The following is a 14,267-nucleotide window of genomic DNA, read 5'->3' as shown; positions in this document are numbered from 1 at the left end:
GCTATTTAAGAACACCAAATGGCCTCAACGCTACTTTGATTTTTTCTACAACTGTATGTTGAATATAGGCATCTTGAGGCATGGAGTTGTGTTCTATTCTCTTGGCTTTTGTACCTCTACGCCCTCTACGGATTCCTGGTATTGGTGCTTGAAAGCCAGGACAAGTGATTTCCTCCCATCCACATTCAACTCTGTTTTCAGAACCATCCGCATTTCTAACGAGGTTTTGTGCGCTCTGGTCGCATTCCCTAGTAGCGAGACAGCGAATCTGACCACTAATCCTGCTGTCAAAAGGAACCACATTTTGACCTGTTAGCCCATTTTCCTGCCATCTATTCATAAAGTAATCCACGTTTGGTAGGACTACACGTTCAGTTGCAACTCTGCGGAAGCCTCCTGTTCCAACAGGATCGATAACCACAACAAGTTGTACACGACGAGTAATAAAAGGTAGAACCTTTAGTATTGAATCACCGCCGTAACTATGTCCAATCAAAACAACAGGTCTACTTGAAGGCAGGTTATTAATCTTCTCAGTAGCCTCTTTGATAAAAAGAGCATCAGCATTCACTGATAAATTTACTACAGGAGCTTTTACTGTGCTGCTTCCATCTCTAAAATTTGCGTAGGATGTAGTCCAAATCTCCCCTCTTACTCCTCTTCGCAATCTATCTAGGGCTTGGTTCATGTACTCCGCGCAACAATCACCGCTACCATTTACAAATACTATAAAAGCATCAGTAGACTGTGCCTGTACTTGGACTGGATTTGAAAGAAATAAGCTACTAATTGCTAGAGTACTGGCAATACCGTAGCCCAAAAAAAACTTACCTAATTTCATTTCTATCTCCTGTAATGTTCATGGTAAATACCAACAAATAGTTGACCTCTCGCGAAGTCTAACTAGCTAACCTAATCTCCGTATACCTACTTTTTCAGGCGGAAAACGTTCAGAGAAAAGTCGGATACACCCACTGATAATTTTGAAGCCACGTCCTAACCGATAACTGAAAGCAGTCAAACTATTTATTAAGCCGCACTAGCTGTCTAACACCCCTATTAGCTTGGAGCGTTTGCTCATGTTGAAATATTTTCAATATTGGTCTAACCAACGAATACCCCACCTCCCATCCGACTGTCGATCAGAAAAAGTGAGCTACTTTTGTAAAGGTTTGTAAATTTTTCAATTGTTGAGCAATCGGCAAAAGACCATTGCATCTGAAACCCTCATCTCGTTGTGTTGAAACCAATCTAACTGTTCAGCATACGCCTTGGCAGTCGGAAAAAGTTAGAAGAAAGTCGGAAAAAAGTCAGATCCTTAGAGCTGCAAGAACCAATCAGTGCGTCTACAAACTGACTCAGGGCTTTTCATCCATCCCTAAAGGTCATACTTGCCCCATTCTGGGCTAGCCACTGCTTACGTTGGCGAAGCCCGCCGTAAGCATCGCACCAATCACTCAAAATCCGCTCCACCCTATCCCAGAACGCAGTAGTATGATGCGGTTCAATCAGATGCACCAGCTCGTGAACAACCACATACTCAATCATGGTTCGCGGCAGCATCGCCACTCGCCAGTGGAAATATAAATCTCCTTTTTGTCCGCATGAACCCCAACGGTAGCCTAACTCGCGTACCTGAACCGAACGAGGAGAAGCTCCAACACGATTGACAAAAGCAGCAATCTGTGTATTTAAAATCGGGCGCAGGCGATCGCATCCAACAACTACAGCAGTAGATTGATGCGTGGCAGGCAATGCGGTCGAAGTTGGGAGGTATTGACGGTGTAGGAGCGATCGCATCTCTTCATAGTACTAAAACGCGATGGTCCCATAGCGAAGCGCCTTCGGCATCGCCACCAGTTGCGTTTATTAATCAAATGCACTAACTGTGAAACTCAGTTTCCGACCAGTATTCACGATTTGGTAACTTACTCCAAATTTGGGCAGGTTCTATCACTTGTGCGATCGCATCGCTTCTTCGATATCGAGTGAAGCTGCTGAAATCTGCCCAACGGTATGAATTGTAAAATCTCACCCTTGATAGAGGGCAAATCTTCTAAGAGAAGATGAACAAATTATGTACTTTGACGTGCCTGTTCCCGAAGATGTCCGGATTGCTAGGAATACTGGTGTAGGCAAAATAAGCTCTCCCGGTACCTCGCGGTTTAAGTCTGATTGATGGGCAGCAGTTCGACACGTAAGAAAAAGACAATTCTATTCCTGGCGGCAAACCCCAAGAATTCAACACCCCTTGACCTGACTCAGGAGGTGAAAGAGATTGATGCTGGATTGCAGCGATCGCAAAAGCGTGACAAGTTTCTGCTTGAGCAGGTGTGGGCGGTGTCTCCCAGCGATGTGCAACGGGCAATGTTAGACCATAAGCCGCAAATTGTCCACTTCTCTGGGCATGGAATGGGGGAGAACGGCTTAGTTTGGGAAAATGTAATCGGGCAGGCGCAACTCGTTAAGTCTGGAGCCTTAGCAGGCTTGTTTAAGTTGTTTGCTGACAAGGTAGAGTGTGTGGTACTCAATGCCTGTTACTCCGAAGTGCAAGCCATCGCGATCGCTCACTGCATTCCCTACGTGATTGGCATGAATCAGGCGATTGGAGACCGCGCTGCCAGATTATTTGCGGTTGGTTTTTACGATGCACTGGGGGCTGGAGAATCGATAGAGTTTGCCTATGAACTTGGCTGTAACCGCATTGCACTGGAAGGAATTGCAGAAGACCTGATTCCAGTCATGCAAAAGAAGAGTGATGTAGAATCGTTGCCGCTGCCGGAGACACCAGAACCCGCTAGCCCAATCCAAGCACCAGAGCCAGCCTTGGCAGGTACTACTCGATCGATGATGGCTCCCCCAGCTCAAGCCGTTTCTTTGGATGAGCCGGAAGGGCAGGTTTCCCTGGAGTCAACGCTGTATGTTGAGCGTCCACCGATCGAAACTCGCTGTTACGAAGCGATCGCTAAACCAGGGGCGTTGATTCGGATCAAAGCACCGCGTCAGATGGGAAAGTCTTCTCTGACATTGAGGATTTTGAATCACGCCACAGAGCAGGGGTATCGAACCACGTTTCTGAGCTTGCAATCGGCAGGGGGACAGGTACTCTCTAGCCTGGAGAGTTTCTTGCACTGGTTCTGTTCCCGGATTACCCGGAAGTTGAATCTGCCCGATAAGCTGGAGGACTACTGGAAGGGTCCAATGGGCAGTAATGACAAGTGTACGGACTACTTTGAGTTGTATCTGCTCTCGGAAATTAACGGTCCGCTTACCTTGTGTCTAGATGAGGTGGATGAGTTATTCAAACATCCCGCGATCGCTAGTGACTTTTTTGGGTTGCTGCGCTCTTGGCATGAGGAGTCGAAGAGCAATCCCATCTGGAGAAACCTGCGTCTGGTGATTACTCACTCCAAGGAAGTCTATATCCCTTTGAATATCAACCAATCGCCGTTTAATGTTGGAGTGCCAATCGAGTTACCTGAACTGAATCGGGTACAGGTGCAAGACTTGGTGAAGCGGCATGGATTGGAGTGGTCGGATTTAGAAGTTGATCGATTGATGGCGCTGATGGGGGGACATCCCTATCTGTTGCGGGTGGCGCTGTACCGCATTGCCAAGGGAGAAGTGACGTTGGAACAGTTGTTCGAGATGGCTCCAACAGAGGGATGGCTGTATGGAGAGCATCTCCGCCGCCACCTGTATAACTTGGAGGAAGATACCAACTTGTTGAGTGCCTTTAAGCAGGTATTGGCGGTTAGGGAGCCAACTCGAATCAAGACAGCAGAAGCGTTTAAGCTTGCCAGCATGGGATTGGTTCGTTACCAGGGAAATGATGTCGTACCGTTGTGCGATCTGTATCGCCAGTACTTTCAAGATCGGCTAGGGGTCGCCTGATGAGTACAGCAGCAGAGTTTCCCATTGACTATCAGGTTGGGGGAAGTCTTCCCATCGATGCACCGACTTATGTGCAGCGGCAAGCGGATGATGACCTCTACAGTGCTCTGAAAGCCGGAGAGTTTTGCTATGTACTGAATTCTCGGCAGATGGGGAAGTCCAGTCTGCGAGTGCAAACGATGCAACGCTTACAGGCCGAGGGAATTGCCTGTGCCGCGATCGATATTACCGCGATTGGCACCTCGGAGGTGACGCCGGAGCAGTGGTATGTGGGCATGATTAACCGGATTGTCCGACCCTTGCGGCTGCATCGCACGTTTGATTTGAATGCCTGGTGGAGTGAGAACAGTCTGCTGTCTTACGTGCAGCGGTTCGGCACCTTTCTGGAGGAGGTGTTGCTGGAATCGATTTCGCAGAATATCGTCATCTTTATTGATGAGATTGATAGTGTTCTCAGTCTGTCGTTCAATCTGGATGACTTTTTTGCACTGATTCGGGAGTGTTACAACCAACGGGCAGACAAGCCTATTTACGGACGATTGACGTTTGCCTTACTTGGTGTTGCTACGCCTTCTGACCTCATTCAAGACAAGCAGCGAACTCCGTTTAATGTGGGTCGCCCGATTGAGCTAACGGGCTTTCAACTGCATGAAGTAGAACCACTGGTGCAGGGGTTGGCTGTAAAGACGAGCAATCCCCAGGCGTTGATGCAGGCAGTGTTGGACTGGACTGGTGGACAGCCGTTTTTGACCCAGAAGGTCTGCAAACTAATTTTGAGTGCGGATGATACCGCACCAGCAGAACAAGAGGCAGCTTGGGTTGAAGATTTGGTACTTACCAGGATAATTGAGAACTGGGAGGCGCAGGATACGCCGGAGCATTTGAAGACGATTCGAGACAGGCTGTTGCTGAGTGGAGAACAGCGCACGGGGCGATTGCTGGGGTTGTATCAGCAGATTGTGCAGCAGGGAGAAATTGCCGCAGATGACAGCCCGGAGCAGATGGAAATGCGGCTAACGGGGTTGGTAGTCAAACGCGAAGGCAAGCTGAGGATTTATAACCGGATTTATGAGACGGTGTTTAACCAAGATTGGTTGAATAAAGCACTCGATGAGCTGCGCCCCTATGCAGAATCGCTCAATGCTTGGAGAGCATCGGATTGCCAGGATGAGTCGCGCCTGTTGCGAGGAGAGGCGCTGCAAGAAGCCCAGGCATGGGCAGCAGGAAAAAGCCTGAGTGACCAAGACTATCAGTTTCTTGCTGAAAGCCAAGAACTCGATAAGCGAGATATTCAAAAAAAGCTGGAAGCGGAGGAACAGGCAAAGCGAGTTTTAACCGAGGCGAACCAAAAGGCGGAGCTTGCCTTGGCGGAAGAACGAGCAGCCACTCAACGGTTGACAATCGCGCAGCAGGAGACAGATAAAATCATCCGGCACGGGAAACGAACAAGAAAGATTACCTCGGCAGTGGCAGGGGTGGCAATTGCGGCAGCAGCAGGGGCGGCTTGGCTAGCTGGAATCCAAATTTCTGCGGCAACCCTGAAACTGACAGTGGCGGATGTGCGCTTAAAAAGCGCAACTTCAAATGAGCTGTTTTTAACCGGACAACCATTTAAGGCGCTGCTGAAAGGATTGGAGGCAGCGTACCAACTGAAACAACTTGATCAATCTGCTAGGGCAGTGGATAACACACAATTGGTTGCAACTGTTGCTTTGCAGCAAGCCGCGTACGGTGTACAAGAGCGTAATAGCTTGGAGAAGCACCAGAAGCCTGTCAATAGCGTGAGTTTCAGTTCTGATGGCAAAACCCTTGCCACTGCCAGTGATGACAATGTGGTGAAATTGTGGGACGTGGCATCTGGGCGGGAGATTAAGACCCTGAGTGGACATCAGAATTCTGTCCCCCTCATGAGTTTTAGTCCCGATGGTAAAACCCTTGCCAGTGTTGGTGATGACAATGTGGTGAAATTGTGGGACGTGGCATCTGGGCGGGAAATCAAGACCCTGGGTAGGCATCCGTCTGTTGTCAGGAGCGTGAGTTTCAGTCTTGATGGCAAAACCCTTGCCACTGCCAGCGGTGACACGGTGAAATTGTGGGACGTGGCATCCGGGCGGGAAATCAAGGCTCTAAATAAACATGCGGATTATGTCTGGATAGTGAGTTTGAGTCCCGATGGCAAAACCCTTGCCACTGCCATTGATGGTAATACTGTGAGATTGTGGGACGTGACATCTGGGCGGGAAATCAAGACCCTGAGCGGACATGAGGATTTTGTCATCAGCATGAGTTTCAGTCCCGATGGCAAAACTGTTGCCAGTGCCAGTTCGGACAAGACGGTGAAATTGTGGGACGTGGCATCCGGGCAGGAAATCAAGACCCTGAGCGGACATCAAAATTCTGTCATGAGCATGAGTTTCAGTCCCAATGGCAAAACCCTTGCCAGTGGCGGTAGTGACAATACGGTGAGATTGTGGGATGTGGCATCCGGGCAGGAAATCAAGACCCTGAGTGGACATCAGGATTCTGTCACGAGCGTGAGTTTCAGTCCCAATGGCAAAACCCTTGCTAGTGGTAGTGATGACTATACGGTGAAATTGTGGGACGTGGCATCCCGGCAGGAAATCAAGACCCTGAGCGGACACCAGGATTTGGTCAGGAACGTGAGTTTCAGCCCCGATGGCAAAACCCTTGCTAGTGGTAGTGATGACTATACGGTGAGATTGTGGGATGTGGCATCCCGGCAGGAAATCAAGACTCTGAGTGGACATCAGTTTCCTGTCAACAGCGTAATTTTCAGTCCTGATGGCAAAATGCTTGCCAGTGCTAGTCTTGACGATATGGTGAGATTGTGGGACGTGGCATCCGGGCGGGAAATCAAGACCCTGAGCGGACATCAGAATGCTGTCATGAGCGTGAGTTTCAGCCCCGATAGCAAAACCCTTGCCAGTGGCGGTGGTGACAATACGGTGAGATTGTGGGACGTGGCATCCGGACAGGAAATCAAGACCCTGAATGGACATCAGAATGCTGTCATGAGCGTGAGTTTCAGTCCCGATGGCAAAATCCTTGCCAGTGCTAGTCTTGACAATACGGTGAGATTGTGGGACGTGGCATCCCGGCAGGAAATTAAGACCCTGAGTGGAACGAGCGTGAGTTTCAGTCCCGATGGCAAAATCCTTGCCACTGCCAGTGATAAGACGGTGAGATTGTGGGACGTGGCATCCCGGCAGGAAATTAAGACCCTGAGTGGAACGAGCGTGAGTTTCAGTCCCGATGGCAGAATCCTTGCTACTGCAAGTCGTGACAATACGGTGCAATTGTGGGATGTGGCATCCGGGCGGGAAATCAAGACCCCGAGTGGACATCAGAGATTTGTCAAGAGCGTGATTTTCAGTCCTGATGGCAAAACCCTTGCCAGTGTCGGTGGTGACAATACGGTGCAATTGTGGAACTTCGATCTAGATAGCTTGATGGCGCTAGGCTGTGATTGGGTACGTGCCTATTTGACCAACAATCCAAATGCCAGTGAGAGTGAAAAGCAAATGTGCGGCATCACCAGCAAAAAGTAAGAGTGCGATTCCTAAGTTATTAGGCTGTCTAAAGTAAAAACCGCAGAGGTATAAAGCAAGACTATGGGACAACTTACCCCAATCACCCTAGAAGACGGAGCCACCATCTATATTGAAGCCATAGACAACACCAGCACCACTCCCGGCGTTGTTGTCCCCACCAATCCGACAACAGGAGGTGAAGAGCCTAAACGAGGTGGGGTATTCATCGGCGATCCACACAAGCAAGTCCCACAAACATTTCGAGCGATCGAACAAACCATTAGGGCATACACCACCTATACCCTAAATGCTTTTAAGAATGTTGCGATCGCGGAAGTCAGCGAAGTCACCCTGAAATTTGGAGTCAACATCAGCAGCGAAGCCGGAGTGCCCTACATTGCCAACGCTAAAGGTGCCTGCAACATGGAAATCACCGTGAAGTGTGAATTTCCTAAGAAAGCTGAATAACCATCACTTGCCAAAACCCTAGCTTGCCAGAACGAGCAACTCAAACCTCCGTTATTCTCAGGCAACTGATGTGACTCTACACCTTAGCCTAGTAAATCGAATTCCTGCTACACCAGAGGATGCTCAAATTGTAGAGGAGGAATTTGGAACCTTTCGAGAATACTGTACCCGTCTTTGAGGATGCGCTCTGACCAGGCGTAAAACCCCTTCATAAAGTCAGCACCTGCTTCATCAACGGTGACATACTTACCGATTACATCCAATCCAAACTCTAATTTGGGGAGATTCCATGCAAGTGAGCCTGCTGCAATTTGGCGATCGCGCTCAGCATCAGTGCCAGCATTAATGATATGGATATCCAGGGCAGAGACATAAGTATAGGAATACTGAGCATGAAGAACGGCTGTCATCGGGCGCAGACAATCATAGCGGATTGGGCTTCTGAATGTTTGTTCGGCTGGATTTGTGACTAATCGTTCTGCTGATTCAAACTGAACGCCCAACGCCTGAAGCTTGTGATGAGCCATCTCATGTACCAACGCTTCAGCAAATCCAACATGGTGATTAACAGTAGCAGCGATCGTGCCAAACCCAGCGCCACCGGGACCGCAGATCGATCCTACAACCAAATCAAATGAATGAGGAGTGTAGAAAAAGAGGCTAACTGAATCGACGAGTTGTTGGAACTGAACGTAAACAGTAGACCAGTGACGTAACAAGTCGCTCCCTTTACTAACATTCGGATGAGATGGATCTGCCGGAATACAATCCAAAGCAAACACAATCGTTGTATCTGGACGAATCGCTACTTGACCGTCAAAAAAGGTTGGACAATTCCCCACATCCCGACGGGTATAGCCTGCTCTCTGAGCATACTCCAGCGTAATCTGTGTATCATACTGGTCATCTTGAGGTTCGGCAATTCGTTCCCAATTGATTTGCGTCTCATCGAAATGAGATTGATCGAGTTGAACATCAGTTTCCATAGAAAGTCACTAACAAAGTGGACGAACAAGAATTACAGGTTGATTTTTGCCAGACTGACTGTTGCACCCGGCTGATAGTCAATCAACTCAATCCCCAAATCGGTTGCCATTTGGTTCAACGAAGTGTGCGATCGCAAATAGTCATCGTAGGCATAAACTAACAGTTGTTGGGTACAAGTCTGGAGCTTCTCCAAGAGCCAATTGGCTTTCTCTGTGGGAACCTCAGTTAGACGACCAAGCATCAAAATCACCAGTGCATACAGTTGTTCGGAACTCCAGATTGCATCAGAAGCAAACATATCCGCAACACCAAAGTGACTGGCGAATTCGGGCAGCAGTTCTTGAGCGTGAGCAATCTTTGCTGGATCGACATCTACTCCTCCCGGAACAATCTCTTGATGCTCTAGCCAAATTTTCCGCATGAGAACTCCATTGCCACAGCCAAGATCGAGCGCCCTGCCTGCTACTCCCTGTAAGCATTGACGAGCCAGTGCCAGAATAGGTTTATGGGCAGAATCCATGCTGTATTTTGAGAAAAAGCCATTATCTGTGAAGTACCATTCCGTAAGCAGATACGAGTCTTGAAAGGGTTTGACTGGGTTATCAAGCCCATCTCGAAATTGCTGACTGTCGGAGATTAGCCGCTTGGCGGGTTGTTGATACGGAAAATGAAGCCCTCGTGCGCCCTCGTTTGGATACGTGTCACCCAGGTAACGAACAGCATATTTTTCAGCCGTTGCATCAGTTCGAGTAGAAATCTTCACAACCGGAGTTTTAATTTCTGCAATCCCATGCAGTGCTGACCATTCTACGGGCCATCGAAGCATCTCATTGAGCCAGCTCAATTCCTCAATCAACCCACTTTGCTGCCAGACTTCAGCCATCCGGTTGGCTAGCTCTGCTGTTGCCTCGCAATCAAATCGACAAGGCAGATGAAACACCTGTCTAGGTCCTAACCAACGCAGGAGCATACTACTTTGAGAGACGTGAGGAATTTCAATCACCGTTGGAGAGAGACTTGCCCGCGTTTGAGTCTTATGTGCCATTGCCCAGGTTGTATCAACAAAATCCTGGTGCATCCAGACATCAGCGAAGAATTCAGTACAGCAAGGAGGGTAGCCTAACAACCGACCAATTTCTGGTTGGTCATTCGCTTCATATGCTTGTTTGAACTGTTGAATATCATCCTGTCTACCTAAAACTGACCAGTAACTAAACTGCTGCCCGTCCAGGGGCGCTTGCATTGAGGCACTGTAGTTTTCTGTAACTGCGATCGCCTGTAGTGGCTCAACTTTCAGACCATAGGATTCTAGCGTCGCTGCCAGCGAACAAAGCTGTTCGGGCATAACAGCTCTCAAAGCACACGATCGCAATCCAAGGACGATGGAGCGCCACTCAACTTCTTGCAACCCAGCAATGATGCGGTGAACTCGTGGCTCCCATACTTCCCTAGCGTGATCGCTCGTCCAGGCATAGCGAGTAAATTCCGGCAAACGGAAGTCCAAACGTTGAATTCCGTAGGAGGAGCTAATTAATTTCTGCATCGTCTCAACTCTCCAGCGCACAGGTTAGGGGGGGTTGCTGAGCCGCGATCGCTCGCATCTCATTCAACTTGGTGTTTAACGAAGGGTTCAGTCCATGTTGCCAGTCGTCCAGCATGTTCTCCTCTAAATAATGCAGGTTGGCATCTAGGGAGATGGGTGTCTTTCCTTGACCTAACAAACGCTGCTCCAGGTACTCAAACAGTTGCTTCCAAACGGAACAATGCTCTGTCCGATTTCGCCAATCACCCGCGATCGCTGTACCCGGACACTGCCCCTTACACATCACAAAAAAGCGACACCCCTGACAGCCGCCATATTCCTGCGGGGTGTGATAGAGAGCCAAATATCGCTCGTAACCTGCTGAATCCGCCTTAACGAAATCAATACCGTCTTTGTTGGTTCGTCCGCAGTTACTACGCTGCCCCTTACCTTCTACACCGCGTACAGCACTGGTCGTGTAGGGATCGCAGGCACGCCATACACAGGTTGCCTCATTGTCAGTAGCCAGCAGCAAATTCTCAACATCTCTGAAAACGTCTGGAGTCAACGTTGTCAGTTCTTGCTCTAATTCTGCAAAGCTGAGAAGTGCTTGAATGTTTTCAATGAGACTCAAAGCATACTTGTTTTGGATTTGTGAGTAATCAACTTGCAGAATGTGCAATCTAACCGATTGAATTCCGGCTCTATCCAAGGATCTGAACCAATCATGCATCAGGGGCAGCTTGTCTGGAGTGGCATTACCACGATGCAGTGTGACGATTAGACTGGGTACAATTCCTTCTTTCAGCAAGCGCTCAATAACGGCTTCAACTTGGGCAGTCTGCTGTCTAGTTCTCTCCAAACTGCCTGCCCATCTCACATCATTTAACTCACTCGGTCCATCAATAGAAATACCAACCTGCACCTGATATTGCTTGAACATGCGGATGTGATTGTCATTGATCAGGGTTCCGTTGGTTTGGATACCATTTGAACCATATTTCTCTAATCCCCACGCCCATAGAGCTTCCAAATCCTGTTCTGGAAGCAGCAGTGGTTCCCCACCAAAGAGGATAAACGAGCCACCTTCACGCTCTACCGCTGCTTTCATCAACTCAAGGTCATAAGACTGAGTCAGATTGCCAGCATCGCGTTGTGGGTTTTGGTAGCAGTATTGGCAGGCGATATTGCAATTAACGCCCAATGGTCTAAGTTCAACGCTCATGAATTACTCTGTTATGGAAAATTGCCTGGAAACTGTTACATCCAAGGGATGAGTGATAGAGATTGCACCTCATACAGTTCAGTAAGAAATATCTAGATGAGTGGGAGGTGCATCACTGTGTGAATCGGCGTGTTCAGCAACATCTGTATGCATATCCCCATGAACGGCAGGCGTATCGGTGTGAGCGTCAATATGTCCTGCCGGAGGTGTATCGGTATGAGCGTCAATATGTCCTGCCGGAGGTGTATCGGTATGAGCGTCAATATGTCCTGCCGGAGGTGTATCGGTATGAGCGTCAATATGTCCTGCCGAAGGTGTATCGGTATGAGCGTCAATATGTCCTGCTGAAGGTGTATCGGTATGAGCATCAATATGTCCGGCTTGTGGAGTGTCCGTGTGAGCATCCACATGTCCTACCGAAGGTGTATCGGTGTGAGCGTCGCCATGCGCGACTCCACGAATATCGGTGTGGGGACCACCACCCCGTGTGTCTGTATGCACCTTAAGTCCAAACCGATCGCCGTGTAGATCGCCATGTCCAGCGTCACCATGTAGATCTCCATGTCCTACACGGGGGGTGTCTACATGCGCTCTCGCACCAGGAACGACGGGTGTATCAGCGTGGGTTCTAACAGCAGGAATAACAGGGGTGTCACTGTGGGCACTGACAGCAGGAACGGCAGGACTATCTAAGTGATTACTGACAGCAGGAACGGCAGGACTATCTAAGTGATTACTTAAAGCAGGAACGGCAGGGCTATCTAAGTGATTACTTAAAGCAGGAACAGCAGGGCTATCTAAGTGATTACTTAAAGCAGGAACAGCAGGGCTATCTAAGTGATTACTTAAAGCAGGCACAAGGACTGCGTCATTGTGAAAATCGAGCCGAGGGGAGAAATCTGTATGAGAATCTACATGCGAAACGACTTGATCGAGATGAGGAAGGCTAGTCAAATCAGCCAACAAAAGATTGATGATTGCGATCGCATCCCAACCAAATGATTGTTTCCAAGCTTCCTCACTGTAGGCGCGTTCCCACGCCCATTGAGTCATCTCCTTTGGTTGTTCTCTTGGGCAAAGTTCTAGGGCTTTCGCTTTTGCTTCGGGAAGTTTACCCGCTGCCCATAGGAAAAATGGATTTGGATTACGACCAGCGACCGCCTGCACAGTTTCTTCTGCCAGCCCATTCGACTTTCCCATCGTTCTCAAAATGAGGGTAGTTACAACATTTAAGTGATCGTGGAAAGCCGATCCAGTACCACCTGTCTGACCAGCAAAATCATTTTGTAGAAAGATGGTGTTGTAGTCCAAGACTGAGTATTCATTCAAGTCAAAATCCAAAGAGAACGAAGAACGATCCAGTCCGGGAATTGATATTGGTACCTCAATGGATTTGGAAAGACTGGTGGTTGCACCAATGTAACGCCAAACTTCTAGCATCAAACGACCCCAGTGTCCATAAGGAATTAGGCTGATGCTGCAATAATCGTCTGCACCATCACAAATTCGATATCTTGAGGGAACAGAACCGCCCAGTATGATATCTAGAGTGGATCGAGGAGAGGTGAATAGGTCACGCAGAAGCCCGGTATCAGCGATCTGATTGACTGCTTTTTGAATTTCCCTATGACGTTTTTCTGCGATCCAGTTCCACCACTTATCTGCCAGCGCGATCGCCTCATTCCCTCGTCCATTGTTCTTCATTGTGACCATCCACAACAGAACGCCTAGAAGATGGTCACGGGAGAAAGTGGCATGGTTTTTCTTCTTTCCATCTTGCATATATGGGTAGTCGCGATCGCGCTCAACCCGCTGTGGAGCACGCCACAGTTTGCCATCAGCTCCCTGCGACCTTTTGACTGATTCACATGCCCACGATTCTCCGCTGTAGCAGAGAATGGCGCTGAACAGTACTGAATCTCCAACACCAGGTCCACTGCCTTCTGGGTGTCCTTCATCATTCACATAATCCGGGTTGCATACTGCACCTTGGAGTTTCGTTGGCGTTATGTCCTGACATCGTCTAGCCCAAGTCCATATATTTGTGCGAATTTCGCGAAGTTCATCATCAATGCTCATCGGCTACCTTAGCTAGCTGACTCAGTTTTATCAATCCGTCAACTGACTGCCAAGGAGCAAAAGCGCAATTTTATTATTAATTTATTCTTCTTAGTCAATTAGATGGGAGTAAGCAGTCTTCCAAAGAGAACCCGCCTAATGCATAAAATTTGAGGTCTAGTTGGGACAACCACGGCACAAATCGCGATCGCTAAGCGGAGGACAGCTATGTACTGGTTGCAGCGAAAGCTCTAATTGGGCTTTTTTGTAGATTTCGTAGTTACTACCAAACGGCTCTTGTCAATCAATGATTCGCGTAAACCGTCATTCCCTCAAAAATCGCTGACAAGCCCTCGTCCTGAGTAGAACCAATTCGTATGGAAGACTAATGTTTGCGATCGCATCCCACGCTTCAGCACCCGGTTCAATCAAGTGAAATACGTGTCTAACGGTTGTACAGCTAAAAGAACGCTAACACTGACCGCTCCGATCGCCCCTTCCCGCTCAAACTCTTCCAGTTTAATCAAGTGAAATCGGTGTCTAACGGTTAGACGCTACCCGT

At 48.6% G+C, this 14,267-nt stretch carries 10 protein-coding genes; 3 read left to right on the top strand and 7 right to left on the bottom strand.

Features of this window, described 5'->3' with window-relative positions:
- Position 1: 1 nt before the first annotated feature.
- The 3 genes from NDI48_07905 to NDI48_07895 form a co-directional block, all read right to left on the bottom strand.
- Positions 2 to 841, bottom strand: a complete 840-nt coding sequence (locus NDI48_07905; protein ID MEP0831130.1) for an alpha/beta hydrolase — start codon at positions 839 to 841, stop codon at positions 2 to 4.
- A 527-nt stretch (positions 842 to 1,368) separates the two neighbouring features.
- On the bottom strand, positions 1,369 to 1,800 hold the full coding sequence (locus NDI48_07900; GenBank protein ID MEP0831129.1) for a M48 family metallopeptidase: 432 nt from the start codon (positions 1,798 to 1,800) through the stop codon (positions 1,369 to 1,371).
- An 82-nt stretch (positions 1,801 to 1,882) separates the two neighbouring features.
- On the bottom strand, positions 1,883 to 2,035 hold the full coding sequence (locus NDI48_07895) for a hypothetical protein (protein MEP0831128.1): 153 nt from the start codon (positions 2,033 to 2,035) through the stop codon (positions 1,883 to 1,885).
- A gap of 143 nt (positions 2,036 to 2,178) precedes the next feature.
- On the opposite strand from NDI48_07895, the gene NDI48_07890 reads away from it, so the two are divergent.
- From NDI48_07890 to NDI48_07880, 3 genes are all read left to right on the top strand, one after another.
- Positions 2,179 to 3,894: an AAA-like domain-containing protein gene (locus NDI48_07890; GenBank protein ID MEP0831127.1), complete on the top strand. Its 1,716-nt coding sequence runs from the start codon at positions 2,179 to 2,181 to the stop codon at positions 3,892 to 3,894.
- Positions 3,894 to 7,463, top strand: a complete 3,570-nt coding sequence (locus NDI48_07885; protein MEP0831126.1) for an AAA-like domain-containing protein — start codon at positions 3,894 to 3,896, stop codon at positions 7,461 to 7,463. Before NDI48_07890 ends, NDI48_07885 begins: the two co-directional genes overlap by 1 nt.
- Before the next feature lie 63 nt (positions 7,464 to 7,526).
- On the top strand, positions 7,527 to 7,913 hold the full coding sequence (locus NDI48_07880) for a hypothetical protein (GenBank protein ID MEP0831125.1): 387 nt from the start codon (positions 7,527 to 7,529) through the stop codon (positions 7,911 to 7,913).
- Between the two features lie 107 nt (positions 7,914 to 8,020).
- Here NDI48_07880 and NDI48_07875 read toward each other — a convergent pair whose 3' ends face one another.
- From NDI48_07875 to NDI48_07860, 4 genes are all read right to left on the bottom strand, one after another.
- Complete coding sequence (locus NDI48_07875) at positions 8,021 to 8,899, bottom strand: HEXXH motif-containing putative peptide modification protein (GenBank protein ID MEP0831124.1); 879 nt, start codon at positions 8,897 to 8,899, stop codon at positions 8,021 to 8,023.
- Positions 8,900 to 8,931: 32 nt separating this feature from the next.
- A complete protein-coding gene (locus tag NDI48_07870; protein ID MEP0831123.1) occupies positions 8,932 to 10,443 on the bottom strand; it encodes a methyltransferase in 1,512 nt (503 codons plus the stop codon).
- Between the two features lie 4 nt (positions 10,444 to 10,447).
- On the bottom strand, positions 10,448 to 11,647 hold the full coding sequence (locus NDI48_07865; protein MEP0831122.1) for a radical SAM protein: 1,200 nt from the start codon (positions 11,645 to 11,647) through the stop codon (positions 10,448 to 10,450).
- A 78-nt stretch (positions 11,648 to 11,725) separates the two neighbouring features.
- Positions 11,726 to 13,726, bottom strand: coding sequence for a hypothetical protein (locus NDI48_07860; GenBank protein MEP0831121.1), 2,001 nt, complete (start codon positions 13,724 to 13,726; stop codon positions 11,726 to 11,728).
- Positions 13,727 to 14,267: the final 541 nt, after the last annotated feature.

Origin of the sequence: Microcoleus sp. AS-A8 (genome assembly GCA_039962225.1) — a bacterium.
GTDB lineage: Bacteria > Cyanobacteriota > Cyanobacteriia > Cyanobacteriales > Coleofasciculaceae > Allocoleopsis.
Note: the sequence above shows the minus strand (reverse complement) of the source record. Positions and strands in the feature narration are given on the sequence as shown.

Excerpts from the sequence above, each read along its gene's own strand:
- NDI48_07870 (MEP0831123.1), bottom strand. The coding sequence starts at position 10,443 with ATGCAGAAATTAATTAGCTCCTCCTACGGAATTCAACGTTTGGACTTC.
- NDI48_07860 (MEP0831121.1), bottom strand. The coding sequence starts at position 13,726 with ATGAGCATTGATGATGAACTTCGCGAAATTCGCACAAATATATGGACT.
- NDI48_07900 (MEP0831129.1), bottom strand. The coding sequence starts at position 1,800 with ATGCGATCGCTCCTACACCGTCAATACCTCCCAACTTCGACCGCATTG.
- NDI48_07880 (MEP0831125.1), top strand. The coding sequence starts at position 7,527 with ATGGGACAACTTACCCCAATCACCCTAGAAGACGGAGCCACCATCTAT.
- NDI48_07875 (MEP0831124.1), bottom strand. The coding sequence starts at position 8,899 with ATGGAAACTGATGTTCAACTCGATCAATCTCATTTCGATGAGACGCAA.
- NDI48_07905 (MEP0831130.1), bottom strand. The coding sequence starts at position 841 with ATGAAATTAGGTAAGTTTTTTTTGGGCTACGGTATTGCCAGTACTCTA.
- NDI48_07885 (MEP0831126.1), top strand. The coding sequence starts at position 3,894 with ATGAGTACAGCAGCAGAGTTTCCCATTGACTATCAGGTTGGGGGAAGT.
- NDI48_07890 (MEP0831127.1), top strand. The coding sequence starts at position 2,179 with ATGGGCAGCAGTTCGACACGTAAGAAAAAGACAATTCTATTCCTGGCG.
- NDI48_07865 (MEP0831122.1), bottom strand. The coding sequence starts at position 11,647 with ATGAGCGTTGAACTTAGACCATTGGGCGTTAATTGCAATATCGCCTGC.